15 protein-coding genes are annotated in these 12,515 nt (G+C 69.3%); 7 read left to right on the top strand and 8 right to left on the bottom strand.

The genetic code is table 11. The annotated features are described in order from the left end of the window. Window positions 1–37: 37 nt before the first annotated feature. On the bottom strand, window positions 38–490 hold the full coding sequence (locus tag OHT76_RS21770; protein ID WP_328872522.1) for a GNAT family N-acetyltransferase: 453 nt from the start codon (window positions 488–490) through the stop codon (window positions 38–40). 39 nt (window positions 491–529) lie between these two features. Next, complete coding sequence (locus OHT76_RS21765) at window positions 530–994, bottom strand: MarR family winged helix-turn-helix transcriptional regulator (protein ID WP_328872521.1); 465 nt, start codon at window positions 992–994, stop codon at window positions 530–532. A 141-nt stretch (window positions 995–1,135) separates the two neighbouring features. Between OHT76_RS21765 and OHT76_RS21760 the strand changes: the two genes are divergently transcribed. Then, window positions 1,136–2,338: an MFS transporter gene (locus OHT76_RS21760; RefSeq protein ID WP_328872520.1), complete on the top strand. Its 1,203-nt coding sequence runs from the start codon at window positions 1,136–1,138 to the stop codon at window positions 2,336–2,338. Between the two features lie 134 nt (window positions 2,339–2,472). On the opposite strand, the gene OHT76_RS21755 is transcribed toward OHT76_RS21760, so the two are convergent. Further along, a complete protein-coding gene (locus OHT76_RS21755; protein WP_328872519.1) occupies window positions 2,473–3,339 on the bottom strand; it encodes a GNAT family N-acetyltransferase in 867 nt (288 codons plus the stop codon). A 197-nt stretch (window positions 3,340–3,536) separates the two neighbouring features. Here OHT76_RS21755 and OHT76_RS21750 point away from each other — a divergent pair, with 197 nt between their 5' ends. Next, window positions 3,537–4,169, top strand: a complete 633-nt coding sequence (locus OHT76_RS21750) for an HAD family hydrolase (RefSeq protein WP_328872518.1) — start codon at window positions 3,537–3,539, stop codon at window positions 4,167–4,169. Window positions 4,170–4,597: 428 nt separating this feature from the next. Next, entirely contained in the window at window positions 4,598–6,067 is a 1,470-nt protein-coding gene (locus OHT76_RS21745; RefSeq protein ID WP_328872517.1) for a globin domain-containing protein, read from the top strand. Between the two features lie 2 nt (window positions 6,068–6,069). On the opposite strand, the gene OHT76_RS21740 is transcribed toward OHT76_RS21745, so the two are convergent. The 5 genes from OHT76_RS21740 to OHT76_RS21720 form a co-directional block, all read right to left on the bottom strand. After that, a complete protein-coding gene (locus tag OHT76_RS21740; protein WP_328872516.1) occupies window positions 6,070–6,552 on the bottom strand; it encodes an NUDIX hydrolase in 483 nt (160 codons plus the stop codon). Window positions 6,553–6,651: 99 nt separating this feature from the next. After that, entirely contained in the window at window positions 6,652–7,557 is a 906-nt protein-coding gene (locus OHT76_RS21735; RefSeq protein WP_328872515.1) for a LysR family transcriptional regulator, read from the bottom strand. A 217-nt stretch (window positions 7,558–7,774) separates the two neighbouring features. Continuing rightward, the gene (locus tag OHT76_RS21730) at window positions 7,775–8,914 is read right to left on the bottom strand and encodes a cystathionine gamma-lyase (RefSeq protein ID WP_328872514.1); all 1,140 of its coding nucleotides are present in this window, start codon (window positions 8,912–8,914) and stop codon (window positions 7,775–7,777) included. Beyond that, window positions 8,911–9,402: a low molecular weight protein-tyrosine-phosphatase gene (locus OHT76_RS21725; protein ID WP_328872513.1), complete on the bottom strand. Its 492-nt coding sequence runs from the start codon at window positions 9,400–9,402 to the stop codon at window positions 8,911–8,913. Before OHT76_RS21725 ends, OHT76_RS21730 begins: the two co-directional genes overlap by 4 nt. Before the next feature lie 6 nt (window positions 9,403–9,408). Then, entirely contained in the window at window positions 9,409–9,786 is a 378-nt protein-coding gene (locus OHT76_RS21720; protein WP_328872512.1) for a phage holin family protein, read from the bottom strand. A 60-nt stretch (window positions 9,787–9,846) separates the two neighbouring features. Here OHT76_RS21720 and OHT76_RS21715 point away from each other — a divergent pair, with 60 nt between their 5' ends. The 4 genes from OHT76_RS21715 (at window position 9,847) to OHT76_RS21700 (ending at window position 12,384) form a co-directional block, all read left to right on the top strand. Then, window positions 9,847–10,164, top strand: a complete 318-nt coding sequence (locus OHT76_RS21715; RefSeq protein ID WP_067018163.1) for a cupin domain-containing protein — start codon at window positions 9,847–9,849, stop codon at window positions 10,162–10,164. A 182-nt stretch (window positions 10,165–10,346) separates the two neighbouring features. After that, on the top strand, window positions 10,347–10,559 hold the full coding sequence (locus OHT76_RS21710; RefSeq protein ID WP_328872511.1) for a DUF5326 family protein: 213 nt from the start codon (window positions 10,347–10,349) through the stop codon (window positions 10,557–10,559). A gap of 573 nt (window positions 10,560–11,132) precedes the next feature. Further along, window positions 11,133–11,846, top strand: a complete 714-nt coding sequence (locus OHT76_RS21705) for an IclR family transcriptional regulator (protein ID WP_328872510.1) — start codon at window positions 11,133–11,135, stop codon at window positions 11,844–11,846. Window positions 11,847–11,946: 100 nt separating this feature from the next. After that, a complete protein-coding gene (locus OHT76_RS21700) occupies window positions 11,947–12,384 on the top strand; it encodes an SsgA family sporulation/cell division regulator (RefSeq protein ID WP_328872509.1) in 438 nt (145 codons plus the stop codon). Window positions 12,385–12,515 lie beyond the last annotated feature (131 nt).

Here is a 12,515-nt window from a genome sequence, read left to right as displayed (position 1 = left end):
GGGGCCATGTTTCACGTGAAACATGGCCCCCGGCCGGTCACAGAGCGAGCTTGAAGCCCACGTGTGAGGCCTCGAACCCGAGTCGCTCGTAGAAGCGGTGGGCGTCGGTGCGGGAGGCGTCCGAGGTCAGCTGGACGAGCCGGCAGCCCTGGCGGCGGGACTCCTCGACCGCCCACTCGATGAACTGCGTTCCCAGGCCGCTGCCCCGCTCGTCGGCGTGGATGCGGACGGCCTCGATGATCGAGCGCGTCGCGCCCTTGCGGGAGAGCCCGGGGATGAGCGTGAGCTGGAGGGTTCCGACGACCCGTCCCTCCCGATCGGCCACCATCAGGTGCTGGTTGGGATCGCGACTCAGGCGTTCCAGGGCCGACAGATACGGGGTCAGGTCGTCGGGTGACTCGCGCTGGGCGCCGAGGGGGTCATCGGCGAGCATCGCGACGATCGCCGGAACGTCGTCCGCGGTGGCGGGTCGTATCTCAAGATCTCCCATGGCGCCCACCCTATGCGGAGGGTGCCGGACTGGATCGGCTCAAGCCTGCGCGGGCACGCGCAGGGACTCCACGACCCTGACCAGCGGGGCCAGTTCGGGATTCCGTGCGGCCTCGTCGAGCGCATGGCGCAGGGCGGTGTCGTTGGTCGGCCGAGCCTCATCGAGGAGCTTCAAGCCCGTCTCGGTGACATCGGTGTAGATGCCCCGCCGGTCGGTGCGGCACAGATAGCGCGTCAGCAGCCCGCGGTCCTCGAGGCGGGTGACCAGCCGGGTCGTGGCGCTCTGGCTGAGGACGACGGCGTCGGCGACCTGCTTCATCTGCAGATGGCCGCCCTCTCCGGAGTGCTGCCGGCTGAGGACGTCGAGCAGCGAGTACTCGCGCACGCTCAGATCGTGCCGACTCTGCAGCGCACGCTCGATATGGGCCTCGATCCGCCCGTGCAGCAGGGAGAGGGCGCACCAGCCCTGGGCGAGGGCGGTGAGTGCGGGGTCCGTCGCTGTCATGAGGTCTCCTTCGTCCCTGAGCGGGCTGCAGCCAGAGTAGGGCAGGGTCGCGATTGCCATCGCTTGCAAATATAGCGCGTACGCAAGTATTGTTCTGGCACGTAAAGCTCTCCTGCAATCTTTTTGGGAAGGTGGCACCCCATGCCGCTCGCGCTCTTGGCCCTGGCGATCGGGGCCTTCGGAATCGGAACGACCGAGTTCGTGATCATGGGCTTGCTGCCCGAGGTCGCCGGCGACTTCGGGGTCTCCATCCCCACCGCGGGTCTGCTCGTGACCGGATACGCACTCGGCGTCGTGGCCGGAGCGCCGCTGATGACCGTGCTCGGCACCAAGGTCTCCCGCAAGCGGATGCTGATGCTGCTGATGGTCCTGTTCATCGCCGGAAATCTGCTGTCCGCGCTCGCCCCGTCCTTCGCCGTCATGCTGATCGGACGCGTGGTCGCCTCACTCGCCCACGGGGCCTTCTTCGGCATTGGCTCGGTCGTCGCGGCCGACCTGGTCGCCCCGGACAAGAAGGCCGGCGCCATCGCGATGATGTTCACCGGGCTCACCGTCGCCAATGTCGTCGGCGTCCCGCTCGGCACCTTCGTCGGGCAGTCCATCGGCTGGCGCGTCACCTTCGGCATCGTCGCCGCCCTCGGTGTGATCGGTCTCGCAGGCATCGCCCGGCTCGTCCCCGACCTGCCTCAGCCGGAAGGCGTACGGCTGCGCCATGAACTGGCCGCCTTCAAGAACACCCAGGTCCTGCTCGCCATGGCGATGACCGTGCTCGGCTTCGGCGGGGTCTTCGCGGCCATCACCTACATCGCGCCGATGATGACCCACGTCGCCGGTTTCGCCGACGGTTCGGTCACCTGGCTGCTGGTGCTCTTCGGGCTCGGCATGGTCGGCGGCAACCTCATCGGCGGCAGGTTCGCCGACCGCGCCCTGATGCCTCTGCTCTACGTCTCGCTGGGCGCCCTCGCCGTCGTTCTGGCGCTGTTCACCCTCACCGCCCACAACAAGGTCCTCGCGGCCGTCACCATCGCCCTCATCGGCGCCCTGGGCTTCGCCACCGTCCCCCCGCTGCAGAAGCGCGTCCTCGACCAGGCTCACGGCGCTCCGACGCTGGCCTCGGCCGTCAACATCGGCGCCTTCAACCTCGGCAACGCGCTCTCCGCCTGGCTCGGCGGCCTCGTCATCGCGGCCGGCCTCGGGTACACCTCCCCCAACTGGGTCGGCGCCGCGCTCGCCGCCGCCGCGCTGCTGCTGGCGTTCCTCTCGGCCGCCCTGGAGCGCCGGGACCGCAGGCCCAGCGCCGTCGTGGCCGGATCCGCGCCTGCCGAAGCCCTGGCGCACCGCTGACCGGCCTCGCAGGTCGGTGACTCCCGCACCGACTGAGCGTCCTCGAACGCCGGTGCCCTCCCGCACCCCCTGACCGACCTCGAACGCCGGTTCCCAACACCTCTAGGGAACCGGCGTCGTCGTCTCCGCGTGGCTCAGCCGGCCGCCACCGTGAGCGGGGCGAACCGCCGCTGCCAGTCCCCGGGCAGTTCGGGGATGCCGTGGGTCATCACCGCGTTGAAGGCGACGGAGGCCAGACCGCGCTCCTTGGCCCAGGTCAGCAGCTCTTCGTGCCGTACGTCGATGTCGGTGCGCAGGGGGCGGTCGGTGCGGGCGGCGAGGGAGGCGATCAGGGACTGTGCGGTCCGGGTGTCGCGGGCGATCAGCGGGCCGACGACATGGGTGTCCATGTTGGGCCAGACGGCCGCGTATCCGATGATCCGGCCGTCCTCCTCGGCGACCCGCAGCTGATCGGCGAAGGCGGGCAGCCGGGTGATGAGAGGCGTGCGGTCGGAGCCGAAGACCTCCTCGTCGAGCCGGAGGATCGCGGTGAGGTCCTCGGCGGTGGCCGCACGCGTGCTGACATCCGGCTCCGGGCCGCCGGGCGTGAAGTGCCCGACCAGCATCTCCGCGCGGCCGGTGGCCTTGAAGCCGAGCTCCTCGTAGAGCGGGCGGCCGTTCGGTGTCGCGTGCAGCGTCAGCGGGGTGGTGCCCTGGGCCGAGAGGACGTGGCGCATCAGATGGCGTCCGATGCCCTGGCGGGCGTGCCGTTCGGAGACCAGCACCATGCCGATGGCCGCCAGATCGGGGCGCTCGTGCGGGCCGTACTGGGTGACCACGCAGGCGCTGATGAGTCCGCCCTCGGGGTCGTCGATGCCGTAGCCCTTCCCCGCGGTGAGGAGGAAGCCCCACTTGTGTTCCTCCCGGGGCCATCCCCGGTTCTCGGACAGGTCGGCGCAGGCGGCGAGATCGCGCGGCGTCAGACGGCGGATGGGCAGAGCGGCGGGGGAAGGAGTCGGCACGCAGGTCAGGCTGTCTGACCGGTGGCCTCGGCGTCCACCCGTTTCCGAGGAGACGTATGAGCTTTTGGCCATGTCATGGCCGACGGCACAGGGCGCTGACCGACGCAGGCTGTTTCACGTGAAACATGGACGAACAGCGTGCGTCCGGTCATCCGACCGCTGGGCGGTCGGCCAAGGGCGCACTAGCCTCACCGATCATGGCACGTCTGCATCTCTTCGACCTCGACGGCACCTTGCTGCACGGCACCTCCGCGCCCGTGGAGATCTCACGGCAACTCGGGCTTGAAGCCGAGACGGTGGCCCTCGACCGGGCGATCTCGGAGGGCAGGATCGGCCCGCCCGAGTATGCGGTGCGGGTGCACGCGCTCTGGGCGCCGCTCACCGAAGCGCATGTCACGACCGCTTTCGAGGGGGCTCCCTGGCTGGACCGTATCCGCGAGGTCTGGGCGGAGATCAGACAGCAGGGGGACTATTGCGCGGTGGTGTCTCTCTCGCCGTCCTTCTTCGTCGAGCGGCTCACCGGGTGGGGCGCTCACGCGGCCCACGGATCCCGCTTTCCGGCTCTGCCGTTCACCGAGCCGGTCGATCCGGCCGGTGTTCTCAGCGCCGCCGCCAAGGTGCTCATCGCCGACCGGCTGTGCGCGGAGTTCGGGGTCACGCGGGCCGACTGCATCGCCTATGGCGACTCCATGTCGGACATGGACCTGTTCGCAGCCGTACCGATCTCCGTGGCGGTCAATGCGGACAATCATCTGTCCGGTCTGGCGACCCACTCCTACATGGGGAGGGATCTGTGGGAAGCCTATGAATTGGTGCAGCGCGTCCGGTAATTGAACGAAGTCGCAGCTTCACCCCTGGTCGACAAGTGACGGGGGATGGGGGGACTTGTGTGCGCGGCGCTGGCCGGTATGGTCGACTCCGGTTCGCATCCGGGACGGGCTCCGGGATGAGCGCACACGACTCGAGCGAGCCGAGAACGGGGCAACGCAGCCTAACGGGACGGAGAGATCGAAGACCCGCATTTGCGCTTATGCGACCGGGGTATGCACGCGCGGTGGAATGCTGCGGTGACGAGACTGCGGCCAATGTCACACTCTCCCCTTACTTGTCCGTACGAAGTGTGAATACGGGTTGAATGTGGCCGCAGTGGCCAGGGAGCCGAACGGGGAAAGCAAGCCGTCTGCGGGGGAAAGCAGGCACCTTCCGAGCGAGGAAGTGCGCAGACCGACCGAGAGATGTTCGAGGCGAGGCACACACCATGGACGCTCCGACCACCACGTCGGCCGACAACGGCACTTCCGGCGGCGGGGGCGGCTGGTTCACGCCGCGCACACAGCCGCCGCCGACCCAGGGCAGTGAGCCGGAGACGCCCGAGGGCAGCCGACTGGCGGCGATGCGCCCGGTGGGCAGGCCCGGGCCGGGTGCCGGGGCGAATCCGGCCGTACGACAGGACACTTCACCACCGGTAGCGCCGCAGGCGGCTCCGTCCGAGATACCTGCGCAGCCCACCCACGGCAGGCCGTCCGACATACCCGTCCAGCCCCCAGCCCCCACCCCGCCCCCGCCCAACGAGCCCCGCGTCCCCGTCCAGCGCCCCGCCCCCGCGCAGGAGGCCTCCCCGGACGCCGTCCTCGTCCGCCGGACGATGGCTGAAGTCGGCCCCGTGGCCGACAAGGTGACCTCGTACTTCTACGCGCTGCTCTTCGTCCGCCACCCCGATCTGCGCTCACTGTTCCCGGCCGCCATGGACACCCAGCGGGACCGGCTGCTCAAGGCGCTACTCACGGCCGCCGAGCACATCGACAACACCGAGGTCCTGGTCGCGTATCTGCAGAACCTCGGCCGGGGCCACCGCAAGTACGGCACCCGGGCCGAGCATTACCCGGCCGTGGGCGAGTGCCTCATCGGCGCGCTGAGCAAGTACGCCTCCGCCATCTGGGACGCGGAGACGGAGGCGGCCTGGGTGCGGACGTACACGACGATCTCGCAGGTGATGATCGACGCGGCGGCCACGGATGAACTGCGCGCCCCGGCCTGGTGGTACGCGGAGGTCGTCTCGCACGATCTGAGGACGCCGGACGTCGCGGTCGTCACGGTCCGCCCCGACCAGCCCTACCCCTTCCTCGCCGGGCAGTACACCAGCCTGGAGACGCCCTGGTGGCCGCGGATCTGGCGGCACTACTCCTTCGCCTCGGCGCCCCGCTCCGACGGACTGCTGTCGTTCCACGTGAAGGCCGTCCCCGCGGGCTGGGTGTCCAACGCGCTGGTGCACCGGGCCCGGCCCGGCGACATCCTCCGGCTCGGCCCGCCGGCCGGCTCGATGACCGTGGACCACACCACCGACAGCGGACTGCTCTGTCTCGGCGGCGGCACCGGGATAGCCCCCATCAAGGCGCTGGTCGAGGACGTCGCCGAACACGGCGAGCGGCGGCCGGTCGAGGTGTTCTACGGCGCCCGCAGCAACCACGACCTGTACGACATCGACACGATGCTCAGACTCCAGCAGTCCCACCCGTGGCTGGAGGTCCGCCCCGTGGTGGACCGGCACGGGCTGGTCCAGCTTCCCGACGCCATACGGGAATTCGGGCCCTGGTACGAGTACGACGCCTATGTGTCGGGCCCACCGGGGATGATCCGCAGCGGTGTGGATGTCCTCAGGGACATCGGCGTCCCCTCGGAGCGCATACGCCATGACTCGCTGGAGGAACTGGTCGCCGCGGGGAGCTGAGTTCAGCCGAGGTCCGGTGCGTGCATGGCCCGTACGCCCTCGATGTTGCCGTCCAGATAGTGGCGCAGCGACAGCGGAACGAGGTGTACGGAGGCGATGCCGACGCGGGTGAACGGCACCCGCACGATCTCGTACTCGCCGATCGGTTCGTCGATCTCGGGCCCGTGCCGCAGGGACGTGTCCATCGACTCCAGACGGCAGACGAAGAAGTGCTGCACCTTCACTCCGGTCGCGCCGCCGTCCTCGCCGATGTGCTCGACGGTGTCGACGAAGCAGGGCACCACGTCGATGATCTTGGCGCCGAGTTCCTCGTACACCTCGCGGTGCAGGGCCTCCACGACGGTCGTGTCCGTCGGCTCGACCCCGCCGCCGGGGGTCAGCCAGTAGGGATCCATGCCCGGCTTGGTGCGCTTGATCAGAATCAGGTCGTCACCGTCCAGCAGAATGGCGCGGGCGGTGCGCTTGACCACGGGTCGGACCGTCATGGGAGAAATGTGGCCCGGCTGGTTCCACGTGAAACATCGCGAAACGTCACGGGGTGAGCTCAGCGGGTGATGTCTCCGTCGCCCGAGGCCGCATTGGGCTCAGCACCAGTCGGAGGCCGCCTGCAAAAGCCACTCATGGGCTCGCGCGATATGCGGCATCGCCAGCGTGCCGGTGCGGACCACCAGGAAGTACGTCCGCAGGGGCGGTACGGCGGGTTCGTGCAGGGCGACGACGTCACCGCGGTCCAGAGCGGGCGCGCAGAGATAGCGGGGCAGCACGGCTAGGCCGGCGCCCGCGACCGCGCAGGCCAGGGCCGCCCGTAGGTCGGGGACGATGACGGTGCCGGGGACCGCGGGGCGGGAGTCGAAGACGGAGGCCCAGTAGCGGGAGACGAAGGGCAGCGACTCATGCACCTCGATCACCGGCACGTCCTCCAGTGCGGGTGCTCCGTTGCGGCGCGGTGTCCCGTCGCCGATCTTCTCGGCCCAGCGCGGGGCGGCCAGCAGCACATGCTCTTCGTCGCAGAGCGCAGTCGCGGTGAGCAGAGCGCCGCGTGGGCGGGCCGTGCAGATGGCCAGATCATGATGTCCGGCGGCCAGCCCCTCCAGTGTCTCCTCGGCATTGCCGAAGGAGGCCCGCAGCGCGAAGCCCTGGCCGTCCTCGCCGGTCAGCTCGGTGAGCGCGGGCAGGGCCCGCTCGGCGGTGAACTCGGGAGGCCCGGCAAGGTGCAGGGTCCGTAACGAGGACTCGTCGTCGAGGCCGGTCTCGGTGATCTCGACCAGGGCGTCCAGGTGTGGCGCGGCCTTGTGCGCGAGTTCGTCGCCGATGGTCGTCGGGGTCACGCCCCGGGCCTGGCGGAGGAACAGAGGGCGCCCCAGCTGCCGTTCGAGCGTGCGAATCTGGGAGGTCACCGCGGGCTGGGACAGACCGAGCAGGGCGGCGGCGCGGGTGAAGGAGCCGGCCCGGTGCACAGTCACGAAGGTGCGTAACAAGGCCAAGTCCATGCCGCACCCTCCCCTTCTCAGCCCTCCCTCAGCCCCCCGGCCGCGCCCAACTATAAATAAGTCGATAGGTCTCTGTCGCTACTGTGATTGGACACTGACACAGAGTCAACTAGCCTTGTTCGCGCGGTTCTTCGCGCGCGGAACCGAGGACGGTCCGAGCCACGAGGGGGGAGGCTCGGACCGTCCGTTGTACGTAGCCCGGCCCCCATCGAGGCGCTCAGTGCGCCGACTCGTCCAGCGCTCGCAGCACATCCGCCACAAGATCCTCGGGGTCTTCGGCACCGACCGAGAGCCGGATGAAGCCCTCCGGCACCGCGTCCCCGCCCCAGCGTCCACGCCGCTCGGCCGTGGACCGCACCCCGCCGAAACTGGTCGCGTCGTCCACGAGCCGCAGCGCGTCGAGAAAACGGTCGGCACGCGCGCGCGTGGGGAGCGTGAAGGAGACCACGCAGCCATAGCCGCGCATCTGCCGTGCGGCGGTCGGGTGGGAGGGGTCGGCCGGCAGCCCCGGGTAACGCACTCCGAGCTCCTCCGGCCAGTCGCGCAGCGCCTCGGCGACCGCGAGGGCGGTGGCGTTCTGCCGGTCCACGCGCAACTGGAGGGTGGCGAGCGAGCGGTGCGCGAGCCATGCCTCCATGGGGCCGGGAATCGCGCCGACGATCTTGCGCCAGCGCCGGACGGCGGTCATCGCCTCGCCGCCGCGTCCACACACGTATCCGAGCAGGATGTCGCCGTGCCCGGTGAGCTGCTTGGTGCCGCTCGCCACCGAGAAGTCGGCGCCGAGCTCCAGCGGGCGCTGCCCGAGCGGGGTCGCGAGCGTGTTGTCGACGGCGACGAGGGCGCCACGCGCGTGTGCCGCCTCGACGAGCCGCCGGATGTCGCAGACGTCCAGGCCGGGATTGGAGGGCGTCTCGAGCCACAGCAGCCGGGCGCCGTCGAGGACGTCGAGCTGGGCGTCGCCTCCGGTAGGCGCGGTGCGCACCTCGATGCCGTACGCCTCCATCTGGTCGCGCACCAGGGGCAGTGCCTGATAGCCGTCGCTGGGCAGGACGACCGCGTCTCCGGCGCGCAGCTGGGAGAAGAGGACCGAGGAGATGGCGGCCATGCCGGAGGCGAACACGAGCGTCTCGACGCCGTCCTCGTCCGGCGCCTCCAGCTCGCCGATGGCCCGCTCCAGATGGGTCCAGGTCGGGTTCTCGTCGCGGCCGTAGGTGTACGGCCCGGTGGGGTCGCCCGGCAGATGGAAGTGGGCGGCGAACACCGGACCGGGCAGGGTCGGTTCGTGCTTGACCGGCTCGGGCAGTCCGGCACGCACCGCGCGCGTGCCGTCGCCCGTGCCCCGCGCGGCGTCGCTCATGCCGCCCGCTCCTCCGCCTTCTCGCGCACCGCGTCGAGCAGACCGGTGCTCGCCGCCTCGACCAGCGCAAGACACTCCTCGAAGCCCTCCATGCCCCCGTAGTAGGGGTCGGGTACGTCGACGTCGTCGCCCGAGGTGGGGTCGTACGAACGCAACAGCCGCACCTTTGCCGCGTCCTGCTCGGTGGGGGCTAGCCGGCGCAGCGCCTTGAGGTGGCCCTCGTCGAGTGCCACGACCAGGTCCAGGCGGGCGAACCAGGAGGCCTGGAACTGGCGGGCGATGTGGCCGCTGTCGTAGCCGTGCTCCTCCAGGACGGAGACGGTGCGCGGGTCGGCCGGGTCGCCCTCGTGCCAGCCGCCCGTACCGGCGCTGTCGACCTCGACCAGGCCGTCGAGCCCGGCCTCCGCCACACGCGCGCGGAAGACGGACTCGGCCATCGGGGAGCGGCAGATGTTGCCGGTGCACACGAAGCAGACGCGGTAGGTCATGGGCGCTCAGTCCCCGTCGGGCAGAACGACGTTCAGCGCCCAGGAGACGATCGAGATGATCAGGCCGCCGAGGACGGCGGTCCAGAAGCCGTCGACGTGGAAGCTCAGGTCGAGCTTGTCGGCGAGCCAGGAGGTCAGCAGCAGCATCAGCGCGTTGACGATCAGGGTGAACAGGCCGAGCGTCAGGATGAGCAGCGGCAGGCTCAGCAGCTTCACGACCGGCTTCACCAGGAAGTTGACCAGGCCGAAGATCAGCGCGACCAGGAGCAGGGTGCCGATCTTCTTGCCAGTGCTGTCACCGGTCAGGGTGATCTTGTCCAGCAGCCATACGGCGACCGCCAGGGCACCCGCGTTGGCGATCGTCTTGACTACGAAATTCTTCATGTGTCTGATCGTGGCAGACGAGATCGGAAACCAGCAGTGGGACGAGGGCGGACAAGAGCGATGAAGGCATTCCGGCTGGATGAACTGGAGGCGGAGCGCGCCGCCAATGAGGGCGCCTACCTGCAGTTTCTGCGGGAGCGGAACATGTCGGTCGGTCTCTACGCGCTCAATGCGGGCGAGCATGATCCACAGAAGCCGCACAACCAGGACGAGGTCTACTTCGTTGTGAGCGGCCGTGCCGCGATCACCGTCGGCATGGAGACCACCCAGGTGGCGCGGGGCAGCGTGGTGTACGTCCCGGCCGGCGTGGCCCACAAGTTCCACCACATCAGCGAGGATCTGCGGGTGCTCGTGGTGTTCTCTCCGCCCGAGAGCTGAGGGTCCGCCCCCGGATTCCCTAGGGGATCGATCAGGGGAGGACAGGGGGCGCGAGGCCCCCGCCGGAGCCCTCCACCCGCCTAGCATCGAAGGCAGGCAATCAGAGACGGGTCCGCCGGCACAGCGCGGGCCGTCCGACAGAACCCGGCACAGCGACGGGCGGAGAGGTAAGGACGAGGGCGATGGGTGAGATCTTCGCAGGACTGCCGTGGTGGGTGAAGTGGATCGCGGTGCCGGTCATCGCTCTGGTGGTGTTCGGCGGGCTGATAGCGAGCGTCGTCGGCTTTGTCATCGGGCTGCTGTTCAAGCTGCTGGTCTTCGTGGCTCTGGTCGGTGGACTGATCTATGTCGTACGGAAGTTCACATCGAGTTCTTCTTCGAAGAGCGACTGGTGAGGAACTCCGTGGCAACCGGTGAGCGGTAACCAGAATCATCGGTTCCCTCGGCCGAGGGAAGTTTTCCGGGCAGGCCGTCTGCGAGCGGTGGCGGACGATTAGAGTCCGGAAATCGACGCGGGGACAACCCCGCGAGCGGCGTACACCCCCACCCGTGTTCCCCGCACGGGCTGCCCCCTCGCGCTTCGGGAGTGACCCTTGGCCACGGTAGACACCGCACCTTCCGAAACCCCCGCAGCCCGCGCACCCGCCCGGGCCCCCTACCCTGGCACCGGGACCTGTGTCCGGCCCCCCACACAGCCGACACCCCAGAACTCCACGGGCCCCGCGAGCCCGACGAGTCCCTCAGGTTCCGGGAACTCTCCCGATCCGGCGGGTACTTCCGGTTCCGCGAACCCTCCCGGCCTGGCGAGTCCGCCCGGCTCCGCGAGCCCTCCCCATCCGGCGAGTACTTCCGGCTCCGCGAACCCTCCCCATCCGGCGAGTACTTCCGGCTCCGCGAATCCTCCCCACCCGGCGAGTTCCTCCGGCACCGCCAACTCCGCGACCCTCATCGGATCCGTCCAGCGCGCCATGCGCCTGCTGGAGTCCGTCGCCGACCACGAGCACGGCGCCCCCGCCAAGCAACTGGCCCGGGAGACCGGCCTGGCGCTGCCCACCGCGTATCACTTGCTGCGCACCCTCGTCCACGAGGGCTATCTCCGCCGGGACAAGGGCCTGTTCTTCCTCGGAGAGGCGGCCGAGCGGCTGAGCAGCAGCGGAGCACAGCAGAAACGTCGCAGCGCGGTCGCCGACGCGCTCGCGCACTGGCGGGACTCCATCGGCGTACCCGTGTACTACGCGATGTACCGCGAGGGGGAGATCGAGGTCATGTGTGTCTCCGACACCCCGGGCAATCCGGCGGTCGAGGAGTGGGCCGACTTCCGCGAGACGGGGCACGCGCATGCCATCGGGCAGTGTCTGCTGGCCCAGGTCGACGAAGCCGCGCGCCGCGACCACTTGGAGCGCTACCCCGTTCAGCCCATCACCCCGTACACCGTCCGCGACGATCACACACTGTTGCGGCGGCTGGACCGGATGCGGCGTATGGAGCTGGTGATCGAGCGTCAGGAGTACGCACTGGGCACGGTGTGCGCGGCGATTCCGATCACCGTCGGTACCACGGCGGCGACGATGGCCATCTCCCTCCCGTCCCATCAGGCCGACCGTCTGCTGGTCGCGGCACGGCAGTTGCAGAGCGAGATCGGACGACATCTTGGGTCACTGGCGATCTCTATCAGTATCTGAAAACTCACTCCTTGTGATCTGTCGTGTACGTTCAGCAAGATGCCATCAGCGTCAGGGGGATCATTCCTGGCCAATTCGACGGCAGATGACGGGGTAGGCGATGCGCGAGTCCGTACAGGCAGAGGTCATGATGAGCTTTCTCGTCTCCGAGGAGCTCTCCTTCCGCATTCCGGTGGAATTGCGATACGAGACCTGTGATCCCTATGCCGTGCGGCTGACCTTCCATCTGCCCGGAGACGCGCCGGTGACCTGGGCGTTCGGGCGGGAGCTGCTGATCGACGGTGTGGGTCGGCCGTGCGGTGAGGGCGATGTGCGTGTCTCGCCGGCCGACCCCGACGAGCTCGGTGATGTGCTGATCCGGCTTCAGGTCGGCGGCGATCACGCACTGTTCCGTTCCTCCGCCGCGCCGCTCGTGGCGTTCCTCGACCGCACCGACAAGCTGGTGCCGCTGGGCCAGGAGGGTGCGTTGTCCGACTTCGAGGCCGGCCTCGACGAGGCCCTGGACCGCATCCTGGCGGAGGAGCAGAGCGCGGGCTGAAGCGTTACGGCAGGGCGCCGCGCGGGAGCCGTAACGCTTCAGCAGGGGCTGTGGGGTTGTGCAGGAACGCTTCTTCTCTGATGGGGGAAGCGGTCGGACCGGCCCCCGGCCTCACCCTTCAACCCCGGCCT

Origin of the sequence: Streptomyces sp. NBC_00287 (assembly GCF_036173105.1) — a bacterium.
Classification (GTDB): Bacteria; Actinomycetota; Actinomycetes; order Streptomycetales; family Streptomycetaceae; genus Streptomyces.
The sequence above is the reverse complement of the archived record's forward strand: the minus strand, read 5'-3'. Positions and strand labels throughout refer to the sequence as shown.

Excerpts from the sequence above, each read along its gene's own strand:
- OHT76_RS21745 (WP_328872517.1), top strand. The coding sequence starts at position 4,598 with ATGGACGCTCCGACCACCACGTCGGCCGACAACGGCACTTCCGGCGGC.
- OHT76_RS21715 (WP_067018163.1), top strand. The coding sequence starts at position 9,847 with ATGAAGGCATTCCGGCTGGATGAACTGGAGGCGGAGCGCGCCGCCAAT.
- OHT76_RS21760 (WP_328872520.1), top strand. The coding sequence starts at position 1,136 with ATGCCGCTCGCGCTCTTGGCCCTGGCGATCGGGGCCTTCGGAATCGGA.
- OHT76_RS21750 (WP_328872518.1), top strand. The coding sequence starts at position 3,537 with ATGGCACGTCTGCATCTCTTCGACCTCGACGGCACCTTGCTGCACGGC.
- OHT76_RS21700 (WP_328872509.1), top strand. The coding sequence starts at position 11,947 with ATGCGCGAGTCCGTACAGGCAGAGGTCATGATGAGCTTTCTCGTCTCC.
- OHT76_RS21710 (WP_328872511.1), top strand. The coding sequence starts at position 10,347 with ATGGGTGAGATCTTCGCAGGACTGCCGTGGTGGGTGAAGTGGATCGCG.
- OHT76_RS21730 (WP_328872514.1), bottom strand. The coding sequence starts at position 8,914 with ATGAGCGACGCCGCGCGGGGCACGGGCGACGGCACGCGCGCGGTGCGT.
- OHT76_RS21765 (WP_328872521.1), bottom strand. The coding sequence starts at position 994 with ATGACAGCGACGGACCCCGCACTCACCGCCCTCGCCCAGGGCTGGTGC.
- OHT76_RS21705 (WP_328872510.1), top strand. The coding sequence starts at position 11,133 with ATGCGCCTGCTGGAGTCCGTCGCCGACCACGAGCACGGCGCCCCCGCC.
- OHT76_RS21770 (WP_328872522.1), bottom strand. The coding sequence starts at position 490 with ATGGGAGATCTTGAGATACGACCCGCCACCGCGGACGACGTTCCGGCG.
- OHT76_RS21735 (WP_328872515.1), bottom strand. The coding sequence starts at position 7,557 with ATGGACTTGGCCTTGTTACGCACCTTCGTGACTGTGCACCGGGCCGGC.
- OHT76_RS21720 (WP_328872512.1), bottom strand. The coding sequence starts at position 9,786 with ATGAAGAATTTCGTAGTCAAGACGATCGCCAACGCGGGTGCCCTGGCG.
- OHT76_RS21725 (WP_328872513.1), bottom strand. The coding sequence starts at position 9,402 with ATGACCTACCGCGTCTGCTTCGTGTGCACCGGCAACATCTGCCGCTCC.
- OHT76_RS21740 (WP_328872516.1), bottom strand. The coding sequence starts at position 6,552 with ATGACGGTCCGACCCGTGGTCAAGCGCACCGCCCGCGCCATTCTGCTG.